Origin of the sequence: Saccharopolyspora indica, from assembly GCF_027853965.1 — a bacterium.
GTDB classification, from domain to species: domain Bacteria; phylum Actinomycetota; class Actinomycetes; order Mycobacteriales; family Pseudonocardiaceae; genus Saccharopolyspora; species Saccharopolyspora indica.
Window position 1 is genome coordinate 81131 of the sequence record NZ_JAQGLB010000028.1, and the last position, 13389, is coordinate 94519.

Annotated in this window: 11 protein-coding genes; 7 read left to right on the plus strand and 4 right to left on the minus strand. The window is 72.3% G+C overall.

Annotation, left to right across the window (positions count from 1 at the left end):
* Nucleotides 1–124: 124 nt before the first annotated feature.
* Nucleotides 125–1633 (plus strand): MFS transporter, encoded by a 1509-nt coding sequence (locus OU416_RS36665; RefSeq protein WP_270931678.1) that lies wholly within the window; start codon nt 125–127, stop codon nt 1631–1633.
* A gap of 6 nt (nt 1634–1639) precedes the next feature.
* Here OU416_RS36665 and OU416_RS36670 read toward each other — a convergent pair whose 3' ends face one another.
* Nucleotides 1640–3109, minus strand: coding sequence for an FAD-dependent oxidoreductase (locus OU416_RS36670; RefSeq protein ID WP_270931679.1), 1470 nt, complete (start codon nt 3107–3109; stop codon nt 1640–1642).
* A 36-nt stretch (nt 3110–3145) separates the two neighbouring features.
* Here OU416_RS36670 and OU416_RS36675 point away from each other — a divergent pair, with 36 nt between their 5' ends.
* Nucleotides 3146–3871, plus strand: a complete 726-nt coding sequence (locus OU416_RS36675) for a TetR/AcrR family transcriptional regulator C-terminal domain-containing protein (RefSeq protein WP_270931680.1) — start codon at nt 3146–3148, stop codon at nt 3869–3871.
* 61 nt (nt 3872–3932) lie between these two features.
* Here OU416_RS36675 and OU416_RS36680 read toward each other — a convergent pair whose 3' ends face one another.
* Nucleotides 3933–5402: an MDR family MFS transporter gene (locus OU416_RS36680; RefSeq protein WP_270931681.1), complete on the minus strand. Its 1470-nt coding sequence runs from the start codon at nt 5400–5402 to the stop codon at nt 3933–3935.
* Nucleotides 5403–5562: 160 nt separating this feature from the next.
* The gene (locus tag OU416_RS36685; protein WP_270931682.1) at nt 5563–6180 is read right to left on the minus strand and encodes a transporter substrate-binding domain-containing protein; all 618 of its coding nucleotides are present in this window, start codon (nt 6178–6180) and stop codon (nt 5563–5565) included.
* A 176-nt stretch (nt 6181–6356) separates the two neighbouring features.
* On the opposite strand from OU416_RS36685, the gene edd reads away from it, so the two are divergent.
* The 4 genes from edd to OU416_RS36705 all read left to right on the plus strand — a co-directional run bounded on the left by edd (nt 6357) and on the right by OU416_RS36705 (nt 10944).
* Nucleotides 6357–8189 carry a phosphogluconate dehydratase gene (gene edd, locus OU416_RS36690; protein ID WP_270931683.1) on the plus strand — a complete coding sequence of 611 codons (1833 nt, stop codon included), beginning with the start codon at nt 6357–6359 and terminating at the stop codon, nt 8187–8189.
* A gap of 138 nt (nt 8190–8327) precedes the next feature.
* Complete coding sequence (eda, locus tag OU416_RS36695; protein ID WP_270931694.1) at nt 8328–8951, plus strand: bifunctional 4-hydroxy-2-oxoglutarate aldolase/2-dehydro-3-deoxy-phosphogluconate aldolase; 624 nt, start codon at nt 8328–8330, stop codon at nt 8949–8951.
* 137 nt (nt 8952–9088) lie between these two features.
* Nucleotides 9089–10435 (plus strand): polysaccharide deacetylase family protein, encoded by a 1347-nt coding sequence (locus OU416_RS36700; RefSeq protein WP_270931684.1) that lies wholly within the window; start codon nt 9089–9091, stop codon nt 10433–10435.
* Between the two features lie 35 nt (nt 10436–10470).
* Nucleotides 10471–10944 (plus strand): GNAT family N-acetyltransferase, encoded by a 474-nt coding sequence (locus OU416_RS36705; protein ID WP_270931685.1) that lies wholly within the window; start codon nt 10471–10473, stop codon nt 10942–10944.
* Here OU416_RS36705 and OU416_RS36710 read toward each other — a convergent pair.
* Nucleotides 10937–11644: a TetR/AcrR family transcriptional regulator gene (locus OU416_RS36710; protein WP_270931686.1), complete on the minus strand. Its 708-nt coding sequence runs from the start codon at nt 11642–11644 to the stop codon at nt 10937–10939. The two genes, OU416_RS36705 and OU416_RS36710, sit on opposite strands and share 8 nt — an antisense overlap.
* Nucleotides 11645–11717: 73 nt before the next feature.
* Here OU416_RS36710 and OU416_RS36715 point away from each other — a divergent pair, with 73 nt between their 5' ends.
* The gene (locus OU416_RS36715; RefSeq protein ID WP_270931687.1) at nt 11718–13241 is read left to right on the plus strand and encodes an FAD-dependent monooxygenase; all 1524 of its coding nucleotides are present in this window, start codon (nt 11718–11720) and stop codon (nt 13239–13241) included.
* Nucleotides 13242–13389: the final 148 nt, after the last annotated feature.

The window sequence follows — 13389 nt, forward strand, 5'->3', positions numbered from 1 at the left end:
TTCCACCTCCGCCAACGCTAGGAAGTCCCAGCGCCACCTCGCCTCCGTCGACCGACCGGGTTCCGGGCGACCAGGTCGCCCGACGGAGGCGACCGGCCGCCGCGGCTGCCTAGCGTCGGCGGCTGTGCGAACCACGCGATCCCGTGCCGGACGGCGGGAGTGGGCCGGTCTGGCCGTGCTCTCCCTCCCGATGCTGCTGCTGTCGATCAACAACTCCGCGCTGCACCTGGTGCTGCCGACGCTGAGCGCGGACCTCGCCGCCACCGGCCCGCAGCTGCTCTGGATCGTCGACGCGCACGGCTTCGCCACGGCGGCGCTGCTGATCACCATGGGATCGCTCGGCGACCGGATCGGGCACCGCGGGCTGCTGCTGGCGGGGACGGCGGCGTTCGGCACCGCCACCGTGCTCGCCGCGTTCGCGCCCAGCGCCGAGGTGCTGGTCCTGACGCGGGCGCTGGCCGGTGCGGCAGGTGCGGCGCTGATGCCCACGACGCTCGCGCTGCTGCGCGCGATGTTCCAGGTGCCCGAGCAGCGCGCGGCCGCGATCAGCTGGTGGGTGACCGGCTTCATCGCGGGCAACGTGCTCGGCCCGGTGGCCGGCGGGCTGCTGCTGGAGCTCGCCGGCTGGCGGTCGGTGTTCCTGCTGGGCGTTCCGGTGCTGGCGCTGCTGCTGGTCACCGGCCCGTTCCTGCTGCCGGAGCAGCGCGACCGCACGGGCGGGAAGCCGGACTTCACGAGCTCGCTGCTGTCGGCCGCCACCGTGGTGCTGTTCGTCTACGGCTTGAAGGAGCTGTCGACCGGATCCGGGCGGCTGGTGCCCGGGCTCGCGATCCTCGGCGGGCTCGTCCTCGGCTGGGCCTTCGTCCGCCGCCAGCGCAGATCTCCGCAGCCGATGCTCGACCTCTCGCTGCTCGGCGACCGGGCGTTCACCGCGCCGCTGCTGGCGGTCACCCTCATGGTCTTCACCACGGCGGGCACGACGCTGCTCCTCGCACAGCACCTGCAGGGCGTGCTGGGCCTGCCGCCGCTGCAGGCGGCGATCTGGCTGCTGCCGTCCACTGTGGCCGGAATCGCGCTGTCCGCCGCTTCCTCGGCGTTGACGCGCCGATTCCGCCCGACCGTTCTGCTGACGGCCGGGTTGCTCGTCGCGGCCGCCGGAACCGGGCTGCTCGCCGTTGCCGACGGCCCGGCCGCGCCGGTGCTCCTGGTGATCGGCATGATCGTGCTCCGCCTCGGAGCGGTGCCGGTCATGACGGCCAGCACGAGCGCGATCATCGACGCGGTGCCCGCGGAGCGCGCGGGTTCGGCGACCGCTCTCAAGGAGACCTGCGGCGAGCTCGGAATCGCACTCGGCGTGACCGTTCTGGGCAGCATCGGCGCCGCCGCCTACCGGAGCGGCTTGGGCGACGCGGTGCCCGGCACGGCGGGCGCGGAAGCCGCTGAAGCCGCACGCGGCGGCATCGGTGCAGCGGTCGAGCTCGCCGCCCGATTACCTCGCGCGGAAGGCGGCGAGCTCCTCGACCGAGCACGCGAGGCCTGGACCGCAGCGCTGCACGTCAGCACCGCGGTCGGCACCGCGGTCCTGATCGGGGCGGCGCTCCTGGTGTGGAGAGCCGCCCAGCGCAAGCGGTGAAGATCCTCAACCCGCCAGCAGCTTCTCGCGGACCGCGGCCGGTGCCGCGGGATCGGTGCCGCGCCAGGCGATCACGTCGTCGGGGCGGATCAGGAGTCCCTCTCCGGGCACCAGGAAGTCGGCGTCCAGGCGGTGGGCCGGGATTCCCCCGGCCGCCCAGCGCTGCGGATCGTCGGCCACCGCGAGCGCCCATCCCGGCCCAGCTAGGTCCAGTGTGGACAGACCGGTGCCGAGCCAGCGGTGCGGGACCCGGGTGGCGACCCGCCCGGCCGGGGCGAACTCGGTGACCGGTTCGGCATCGTCAGCGCCGTCCGCGAAGGCCCCTGCCGGGTACTGGAACGCGCCTGCGGCCAGCACGAGCGGATCGGCCAGCCCCGGATCGGGCGCGGTCGTCACGTCCCACGTCCGGCGGCTCGACTGGTCGGCGGTGAACCACCCGGCCGGGCGCCGCTCGGCGTCGTAGCTGTCCAGCAGCGCGGGCGCGGCCGCACCGGAGAGCACCGCGGCGAGCTTCCAGCCGAGGTTGTGCGCGTCGGCGATGCCGGTGTTCGCGCCGAGCGCGGCGAACGGCGGCATCACGTGCGCGGCGTCTCCGGCGAGGTGCACCCGCCCGTCCGAATAGCGGTCGGCGACCAGCATCTCCGCCTGCCAGGGCAGGACGCTGCGGACTTCGAGATCCGGCGCGGGCACGCCGAGCACGGTGCGCAGCAGCGCGGGCCAGTCCTGCTCGACCTCGCCACCGGTCATGAACACCCAGCGGGACCGCCCGTCCACCGAGGCCAGCGCGCCGGGCAGCGCCGGGTGCTCCAGCCTGCACAGGTTGAACTCCCGGTCGCGGACCACGTCGGACAGGTCGGCGTGGAAGTAGACGTTGACGCTGGGCTCGCCGACGGCGCCGCGCCCGGAGCGGCCGATCCCCAGCGCGGACCGCACCGGGCTGCGCGCACCATCCGCGGCGACGACGTGAGCCGCCCGGAGCTTGGTGTCCTGGCCGGTCCGGTGGTCGTGCAGCTCGGCGAGCACGCCGTCCGCGTCCTGGGCGAACGAGATCAGCTCGGTCTGGAACCGCACCCGCGCACCGGCGTCATCGGCCGCCTGCCGCAGGACCGGTTCCAGCACGTCCTGGGCGACCAGGCACGGCAGCTCCGGGCTGATCTCCATCGGATCGTCCGGTCCCGGGGGCTGCCACAGCGGCAGCTGCCGGGCTTCGGCGAGGGTGCGCCCGGTCGCCATGTGGTGGTGCTCGGCGAGGTCGCGCGCGGCTTCGCGGACCACCGCCGCGAGCCCGAGCTCGCGGAAGATCTCCAGGCTGCGCACGTGGAAGCGGCGGGCTTTCGGTTGCGGCGACGTCGTCGCGCGCTTCTCCACGAGAGTCACCTCGACGCCGTGGTGACGCAGGACGAGCGCGGTCGTCAGGCCGACCAGGCCGCCGCCCACCACGAGCACCTGACCATCGAGTGTACGTTGTACATTCACGATGTACGTTGTACACGCAGCTACCATCCGTGGCAAATGAGTACCGCTAAACCACCGGGCGGCCTGGTCTGGTTCGACGAGCCGCCACCCCCGCCCGCCACCGACCAGCTCAGCCGGGAACGAGTCGTCGCCGCCGCGATCGCACTGGCCGACGAGAGCTCGTCGGGCGAGATCACCATGCGGGCGATCGCGAGCCGCCTCGGCACCCGCAGCCCGATGGCGCTGTACCGCTACGTCGGCAGCAAGGACGGCCTGACCGACCTGATGGTCGACGAGGTGTACGGCGAGATCACCGTGCCGCCGCCCGGCGACTGGCGCGCCTGCCTGCGCGGGATGGGGCTGTCCGCGTGGGCCGCGGTGCAGCGGCACCCGTGGTTCGCGCGGATGTCGTTCAGCCGTCCGCCGCTGGGCCCGAACGCGCTGCACCTCTACGACTCCGCCTTCGCCGCGGTCGACGAGCTCGGCCTGGAAGCAGCCGCCCGAGTCGGCTTCATCAACACGGTGCTCGGGCAGGTCTTCAGCTCCGGCCTCGCGCTGCTGGAAGAGCTCGCGATGCGCAGGCGGACCGGACTCGCCTCCGACGACGAGCTGGCGGACGCCGCCCGGCCCTACCTGGAGCGGATCAAGGCGGAGGGCCGGTACCCGCACTACATCCGCTGGCTGGCCGAACCGGACCCGATGGCCGAGATGGTGACCTTCGAGCAGCAGCTGGAGTGGCAGCTCGACGGCCTGCAGCGCCTCGCCGAAGAACGCCGGGCCTGAACGCGAAAGCGGCCCGGCCGCCTCGTCGGACGAGACGGCCGGGCCGCTTCCTGGAACGCGGTCAGTGCACCGGGGCCGGCTCCCTGCCGGTTTCCTCCGCCTCCTCGTCCGCGGCGGCCTTGGCAGGCGTCCGGATGAACAGCGACGTGAGGAACGCCAGCACGCCGATGCCGCCCGCGACGATGAACGCCGTGCGCAGCCCGGCCGCGTCCGGAGCACCGGACGTGCCGGTGCTGGCCAGGGCGGAGACGGTGACGAACACCGCCGTGCCGAAGGCGCCCGCGACCTGCTGGAGGGTCGCCAGGATCGCGCTGCCGTGCGAGTACAGGTGATCGGGCAGCGCGCTCAGGGACGCGGTCATCAGCGGGGTCATCATCAACCCGAGACCGCACATGAGCACCACGTGGATCGCGATGACCGCCGCCAGCGACGAGTCCGGGCCCAGGGTGGCGAACAGGCACAGCGACACCGCCATCGCAGCCGCGCCCGGGATCACCAGCGGCCGCGCGCCGACCCGGTCGAACAACCGGCCCACCGGCCGCCCGAGCAGACCCAGGACCAGACCGCCCGGCAGCACCGCCAGACCGCTGACGAACGTCGACTCGTGCAGGACCGTCTGCAGGTACAGCGGCAGCAGGATCGCACCGGCGCCGAGCAGGCACATGAACAGCAGCGCGCTCAGCAGCAGGGCCACGCTGAAGGACCGGTTGGCCAGCGGCCGCAGGTCCAGCAGGGCCCGGTCCTGGCGCTGCAGGCGGACCTGCCGCGCCCCGAACCCGGCCAGCGAGATCACCCCGACCACGATCGGGATCCACGGCGACACCTGGTGCTCACCGCTGGACTCACCGATCGAGGACAGGCCGTAGAGCAGGCCGCCGAAGCCCAGCGCCGACAGCAGCACCGAGAACAGGTCCAGCGGGACCGACCGGGTGTCGCTGTCCAGCCGCATCCAGGCCGCGCCGATGCCCAGCGCGATCAGCGCCAGCGGCAGCACGATCCAGAACATCCAGCGCCAGCCCAGCGAACCGAGCACGGCGCCGCCGATCGTCGGGCCGATCGCCGGGGCGACGGCGATGACGATGGTGATCGTGCCCATCGTCGCGCCGCGCTTGTCCGCCGGGACCAGGCGCATCACCGAGGTCATCAGCAGCGGGATCATCACCGCGGTGCCGCAGGCCTGCACGACGCGGCCGACCAGCAGCAGTTCGAAGCCCGGCGCGAGCGCGCTGAACAGGGTTCCCGCGCTGAACAGCGTCTGGGCGGCCAGGAAGATCTGGCGCGGGGTGAAGCGCTCCAGCAGGAAACCGGTGGTCGGGATGACCACCGCCATGGTCAGCAGGAAACCGCTGGTCAGCCACTGCACGGTCGTGGTGCTGACCTCGAGGTCGATGGTGAGGTCGCGCAGCGCGACGCTCAGGATCGTCTCGTTGAGGATCATCACGAACGCAGAGACGACCAGCACACCTATCAGCACTGGCGCCCGCAGTGGTGTGGTGCTGCGGGCGACGTCCGCTGTCGCGGAATCGGTCATGGTTGGGTTGCACCTCGCAAGTGATCGATCGGTCCGGCCGGCGCGGCCCGAGCGGGGCCGCGCACCGTCGAACGCGACGTGGTTTCAAGTCTGCGCATCAGCCGCGGAATCGGCACGTTCTTTTCGCCGAGAGCAGGCAAGCTCACTTCGGCGCGAGCGATCAGGAGCCCGGCCGGGCCTCGATTCCGGCCGCACCGAGGGTCTTCTCGTAGGCGCGCTGCCAGGATCCGTCGGCGACGGCCGCGTCGAGCATGCGCTGCAGCTCCCCGGCCAGCAGCCGGTCGTCGGCCTTGATCACCAGGTTCCGCTCGGAATCGGTGATCGCGTACGGCCCGACCGCGGTCAGCGACGGGATGTCGGCCGTGCCGCCGAGCAGCAGGTCCACGTCACCGGAGAGCACCGCGCTCCGCAGCTGGGTCGGCGGCAGGCGCCGGAACTGCACGTCCTCCGGCCGCAGGCCGATGCGCTGGGCCAGCTCGCGCGCGATCTCCACGTCGAAGCCCTGGTAGCCGCCGCCCGCCGGATCGCGGCTGACGTAGGCGGGCGGGGTGTCGATGCTCACGCCGGCCAGCAGCTTGCGGCGCTGCTGGACGCGCACCAGGGTCGGCGAGGTGGACAGCTCCACCGAGGTGCCCGCCGACGGCACCGGTGGCGCGGCGGACGTGGCCGGGGCGGGCGGCAGCGGAGGCAGCAGGTTCTGCGAGACCTCCGGGTTCTGACCGCACGCCGCGAGCACGGCGGTCAGCGACACCAGTGCGAGCACCCGAATCCGCATCATCACTCCTCCCGCTCACCCGATACTGCCCGATGATCGCGCACCGGTCCGACAGAGCGGGGGCCGATTCCGCGGAAGCTGGATCGATTGTGAAATCCAGAACACACCCGTTAGTGTGATGGCAGTCATGTGGCGCCAGCGTTGCCGCCCGGTTTCGAGCTCTCATCCGGAGGCGATCCATGGCGCGGTCAGTGCAGCACGTCGTCCAGCAGGTCACCCAGCGCATCACCGAGCGAAGCGCGCCGACCCGCTCCGCGTACTTAGAACGCATCCGCGCCGCGGCCGCCGTCGGCCCGGCCCGCACCGAGCTCCCGTGCAGCAACCTCGCGCACGGGTTCGCGGCCTGCAGCGGCCCCGACCGGATCGCCGTGCGCGGTGCCGTGAAGCCCGGGGTGGCGATCGTGTCGGCCTACAACGACATGCTCTCCGCGCACCAGCCCTACGCCGAGTTCCCGGCCTGGATCAAGGACGCGGTGCGCGAGGCCGGTGGCGTCGCGCAGTTCGCAGGCGGGGTGCCCGCGATGTGCGACGGGATCACCCAGGGCCGCACCGGCATGGAGCTGTCGCTGTTCTCCCGCGACGTGATCGCGATGGCCACCGGCGTCGCGCTCTCCCACGAGATGTTCGACGGGGCGCTGCTGCTCGGGGTGTGCGACAAGATCGTGCCGGGGCTGCTCATCGGCGCGCTGGCCTTCGGGCACCTGCCGACCGTGCTGGTGCCCGCCGGGCCGATGCCCTCCGGGCTGCCGAACCGGGAGAAGAGCCGCATCCGGCAGCTGTTCGCGGAGGGCAAGGCCACCCGCGAAGACCTGCTGGAGGCCGAGTCCGCGTCCTACCACTCCCCCGGCACCTGCACCTTCTACGGCACCGCGAACTCCAACCAGCTCGTGGTGGAGGTCATGGGCCTGCACCTGCCCGGGTCGAGCTTCGTGCCGCCGGGCACTCCGCTGCGCAAGGCGCTCACCGAGGAGGCCGCGCGGCGCGTGGTCTCGCTCGACGCCCCGATCGGCGAGGTCGTGGACGAGCGCGCGATCGTCAACGCCGTGGTCGCGCTGCTGGCCACCGGCGGCTCGACCAACCACACGCTGCACCTCCCGGCCATCGCCGCCGCCGCAGGCATCGAGCTGACCTGGGACGACTTCGCCGAGCTGTCGGCCGTCGTGCCATCGCTGGCGAAGGTGTACCCGAACGGCGCGGCGGACATCAACCACTTCGCCGCGGCGGGCGGCGTGCAGACGCTGGTCGGCGAGCTGCTGGACGCGGGCCTGCTGCACGCCGACGTCAAGACCGTCGCCGGGCCCGGTCTGGACCGCTACCGCCAGCAGCCGTTCCTGGTCGACGGCGAGCTGGTGTGGCGGGATGCGCCCCGCAAGAGCCTGGACCCGGACGTGCTGCGCGGTGTCGACGAGCCGTTCGCGCCCGATGGCGGGCTGCGGGTGCTGGAGGGCAACCTGGGTCGCTCGGTGATCAAGGTGTCCGCGGTCGCCGCCGAGCACCGCTCGGTCACCGCTCCGGCGCGGGTGTTCGACGACCAGCACGCGTTCACCGCCGCGTTCCAGGCCGGCGAGATCGACCACGACGTCGTGGTGGTGATCCGCAACCAGGGCCCGCAGGCCAACGGGATGCCCGAGCTGCACGGCCTCACCCCGGCGCTGGGCGTGCTGATGGACCGCGGCCACCAGGTCGCGCTGGTCACCGACGGCCGCATGTCCGGTGCCTCCGGCAAGATCCCGGCGGCGATCCAGCTGACCCCGGAGGCCAGCGCGGGCGGCCCGCTGGCGCGGGTGCGCGACGGCGACGTGGTCCGCCTCGACGCCGACCGCGGAACGCTGGAGCTGCTGGTGCCCGACGACGAGCTGGCCGCGCGGGAACCCGCGGCCGGTGCCGACCGGGCGCCGTTCGGCACCGGCCGCGAGCTGTTCTCCGCCTTCCGCCAGGCGGTCGGCCGGGCCGACCGCGGCGCCAGCGTCTTCGCGCAGCTTCAGCCCCAGCCCAGCGACGTGCCAGCATGAGGGGGCGCGCAGCGGTGTTCGAGTACTGCTGCGCGCTCACGGCCCCGCACGCACCCAGGCAAGGAGACGCGATTTCAAGGGAAGTCAGACGCCTGATTTCCCTTGAAATCGCGCACCCGGAACGGATGAACGACCTTGATCAACACTGCAGCTGACGTGCTCGACCTCTCCCCGGTGGTGCCGGTCGTCGCCCTGGACGACGTCGCGCACGCCGTTCCGCTGGCCGAAGCGCTGCTGCGCGGCGGCATCCGGACCATCGAAGTCACCCTGCGCACCCCGGCCGGGCTGCCCGCGATCGAGCGGATCGCCGCCGAGGTCCCCGAGATGGTCGCCGGGGCGGGCACCATCACCGAGCCCGGCCAGGCCAAGCGGGCCGCCGACGCCGGGGCGCGCTACCTGGTCACCCCGGGCACCACCGACCGGCTGCTCGACGACGTCGAGGCCTCCGGCGTGCCGTTCCTGGCCGGGGCGGGCACGGTGTCCGAGGCGATGCGGCTGGCCGAGCGCGGGGCCAGCGCGATGAAGTTCTTCCCCGCCGAGCCCAGCGGCGGAGTGCCGTTCCTCAAGGCGATCGCCGGGCCGCTGCCGCAGCTGCGGTTCTGCCCCACCGGCGGCATCAGCCCGCAGACCGCGCCGGACTACCTCGCGCTGCCGAACGTGGGCTGCGTCGGCGGTTCCTGGCTCGCGCCGAAGAACCTGCTCGCCGCGGGCGACTGGGCGAAGGTCGAGCAGCTGGCCCGCGAGGCCGCCGCGCTGCGCTGATCGGCTGCGGAGGTGGCCGCCCGCCACCTCCGCACAACGGGGTATCAAGCGCACCTCACGCGCTGGATCCACCGCCTCCTCCACCCGCCGTAGCGTGCCGGGAGTCGGATGGATCAACTCCGGTTGGTGGTCAGGTGATGGATGCGCGGAAGCTGCTGGACCGGGCCCTCACCTGCGCCGGGGTCGTGCTGCTGGTGTTGTTGTCGAGCCCGCCGGCCGGGGCAGCGCCGCCGCGGACGGTCGTGAGCTTCACCGTCGACGACGGCACCGCCTCGCAGTCCGCGGGCGCCCGCATCCTCAGCGAGCACCGGATGCGCGGCACGTTCTACGTGGTCTCCGGCTCCATCGGCCAGCCCGGTTACCTGGGCATGGACGACCTGCGCCGGATGGCCGCGGCGGGGCACGAGATCGGCGGGCACACGGTCAACCACCCCGACATCGGCACCGTCGGCCCGGACGAGCTCCGGCGCGAGATCTGCCAGGACCGCGCCAACCTCACCGGCTGGGGATTCCGCGTCACGTCCTTCGCCTACCCCTTCGGCACCGCCGACCGCAGCGCTCAGCGGGCCGCGCAGGACTGCGGCTACAACAGCGCCCGCATCACCGGCAGCATCCGGACCGCGCGGGGCTGCGACACCTGCCCGCCGGCCGAGGTCATCCCGCCGCCGAACCCGATGGCGGTGCGCGGCACCGGCATGATCGACCCGAGCTGGACGCTCGACGAGCTCAAGCAGCTGGTGCGCGACGCGGAAGCCGACGGCGGGGGCTGGGTTCCGCTGGTGCTGCACCAGACCTGCGACTTCTGCGGCTCGCTGTCCATCAGCCCGCGGGTGCTGGACCAGTTCGCGTCCTGGCTGGCCACCAGGGAGGCCAACGGCACCGTGGTGCGCACCGTCGATCAGGTGGTGCGCGGGGAATCCAGGCCGCTGGTCCGGCCGCCGGCCCCGGAACCGCGCGCCGGGCTGGTGAACCCCTCGCTGGAGGAACCCGGGCCGCGCGGCTGGACGACCAGCAGCTCCGGGCAGGGCAGTCCGAAGTGGACGCTGGTGCCGGACGCCCGCAGCGGCCGGTGGGCGCAGCGGCTCGACCTGGCGGGCGAGGTCAGCGGCGATGCGAAGCTCCTGCAGCGGATGGACATGGGCGAGTTCGCGCCGCTCGCGCACGAGGACAACACCTACACGCTCAGCGCCTGGTACAGGTCGACCGCACCGGCGCAGTTCGCCGTCTACCACCGCGACCGGTCCGGGTTCTGGCGCTACTGGACCACCAGCCCGTTCTTCGCCCCGGCCGACGAGTGGACCGCGGCGACGTGGACGACCCCCGCGGCTCCACCCGGCACGACCGGGCTCAGCTTCGGGCTCGCGCTGTCGGCACCGGGATCGCTGACCACCGACGACTACGGGCTGCAGGAGCATCCCCAGGTCCGCCACGAGCGGCTGTGCGAGCGCCTGCCGTGGACGCCGCTGCTGCGCTGGCTGTGCTGAGGTCCTCGCGGCCGCGTTCTCCTAGACTCCGGCGCGTGGAGATCACCGTGCGGCCCGCTGTCGAGACCGATCTGCCCGCGCTGCTCGTCCTGCTCTACGACGAGTTCTACCCCGGAGAGGAGCGGATTCCCCGCGAATCCGCGGCCGCGATCTGGGCGGAGATCTCGGCGCAGCAGGGGCGCACCGTGCTGGTCGCCGAGGCGGACGGCGCGGTCGCCGGCACCGCCGACTGCATCGTCCTGCCGAACCTCACCCGCGGCGGCCGGTCCGTCATGTTCGTGGAGAACGTCGTGGTCTCCGGCTCCCACCAGCGGCTCGGCGTCGGCAGGCGACTGCTGGACGCCGCCGCGGACCTGGGGCGCACGGCCGGTTGCTACAAGATGCAGCTGCTGGCCGCCGACGACGAGTACGTCCACACCTTCTACGAGTCCTGCGGGTTCGAATCGCGGGCGCAAGGTTTCCGGCGCTACCTCGAAACCGTCCGGCCCCGCGGCTCGAGCCTCAGGTGAGCTCGGCGGCGATACCGCCGAGCAGGCAGCCGAGGCCGAACTCGAAGCGGGCCTCGTAGTCGCGGTCGTCGGCTTCCAGGATCCGCCGGTTGAAGTGCGGGTACTGCCCGGTGTCGATCACCTGCTGGACGTACTCGCCGACGGCGTGCTGCCAGTCGACCTCGGTCATCCCGGTCCGGCGTTGCGCCTCCAGCTCCGACAGCTCCGCCGACACCGAACCGAGCACGAAGGTGTTGACGGAGTCCACCACCATGGCGACCCGGGAGGCGTCATCGGTCGCCCTGCTCACCACTCCGAGCATGTGGTCGGTTCGCCTGATGACGTCGGGGCCGAGCGCTTGGCGCCGCATCGCCTGCTGGGCGAGCCAGGGATGACGCAGCAGCGCGGCCCGGAAACCGCGGGCGAGGGCGGCCAGCTCGGCCAGCCAGTCGCCCGAGGGTTCCGGGATCTCCATCTCGCCGAACGCGGCGTTGGCCATGAGCTCGATCAGCTCGTCCTTGCTGGTGATGTGCCGGTACAGCGATGTCGTGCCGGATCCCAGCTCAGAGGCGATGCGCCGCATGGACAACGCGTCGATGCCTTCGGCGTCGGCGAGGTCGATCGCGGTGCGCACGATCCTCTCCTCGGTGAGCGCCGGGCGGCTGCCGCGCGGCCGGTCGCGCATCCAGACCAGCGCCGGGGGCTGTGATCGAGCAGACATGGGCACACTGTACCCATCGGGTACGGTGTTCCTATAGCGGGAACAGTGTTCCCAATTTTGAGCGGAGGCAGCCATGAACCAGTACCCGGTCGTCATCGCGGGCGGCGGCACCGTCGGCCTGGCCACCGCGGTGTTCCTCGGACACCACGGCGTCCCGTCGCTGGTCGTCGAACGCCGAGCCGAGCCGTCGAACCACCCGAGAGCGCTCGGGATCAGCCCGCGCACGCTGGAGTTCTTCCGCGAGGCCGGGATTCGCGACGCGGTGGACGCGGTCGCGGTGCGCTCGACCGAGCTGTGGAAGGCCGACGTCCGCACCGTCGCCGAGATCGACCGCAGCGTCCCCCGCCCGGAGCCGCACCTCGACCGCACCGCCTCGCCGGAAGCCACCCGCGGGCACTACCCGCAGGACCTGCTGGATTCGGTCCTCCTCCCTGCTGCGCGGGAACGCGGCGCGACCATCGAGTTCGGCGTCGAAGTCACCGGTGTCGAGCAGGACGACGATGGTGTTTCCGTCGCGCTCTCCGACGGCCGAGTCGTCCGGACCGACTACCTGGTGGGCGCCGACGGGGCGCGCAGCGCGGTCCGGGGCCTGCTGGGCATCAGCACGACCGGGCCCGGCGAGATCGGCGACACCACGATCAACATCCTGTTCAACGCCGACCTGGTGGGCTACTTCGGTTCGATGCCGGTGATGACCGAGATCAGCCACCCCGAAGCATCGGGGATGCTGCTGTCCGTCGGCGAGCAGCGGTGGGTGCTGCACGTGGTCTCCCCCACCGGGGAGAACTTCTCCAAGGAGCGTTGCGCCACCTTGGTCCGCACGGCCATCGGTGCGGACGTACCGGTCGAGATCGTCAACCCGCTGCCCTGGCGGGCGAACGTGCGCATGGCAGACGAATTCCGGGCGGGGCGGGCCTTCCTCGTCGGCGACGCCGCGCGCACCATCTCCCCGCTGGGCGCGTTCGGCCTGAACACCGGCCTCGCCGACGCGCACAACCTGGCCTGGAAGCTCGCCATGGTGCTTCGCGAGCAGGCAGGCGACCGGCTGCTGGACAGCTACCACGAGGAACGCCACGCCGTCGCCGAGCTGGTGACGCAGCAGGCGCTGCTGCGCCGCGAGAACCCCGCGCCGCACTGGAATCCGGCGGCGGCGGCCGAACGCGCCGCGGCGGGCATGTGGAACGCACCGGTGGTGCTCATGGGCTACCGCTACGACTCATCGGCGGTCGTCGACCCGATCACCGCAGTTCCGTCCACAGAGGACGTCGTGGCGAGCCGGGACGGGGCACCCGGATCCCTGCTGCCGCACCGGTGGCTGGACGACAACACCTCCACGCTCGACCTCCCCGAGTCCCGGTTCGCGGTGCTCACCGGCCCGGCCGGTGAACCGTGGTGCGAAGCGGCGCAGCGCGTGGCGGCAGCCCGGGGACTAGAGGTGCGCACCGCTCGGCTCGACGCGGAGTGGGCGCGTTCGGTGGGGCTCGACGACGGCGGAGCGCTGCTGGTGCGCCCGGACGGCTTCATCGCCTGGCGCACCGATCAGAACGCCGACGACGCGGTGCTGGACAAGGTGCTCGCCGCGGTCACCGGCCGCTGATGCCCGTGAGTGCTTTGTGGTGCTATAGAGGCTGTTTTGGATCTTGGGTTGGGTGGTTGTGATATGGGCTCAAGATCATCACGGGTGGGGTTCAGGTGCTGAAATGCAGGGCGGGTTCTTGTTATCGCTGAGGTTGTCTAAGCCTGCG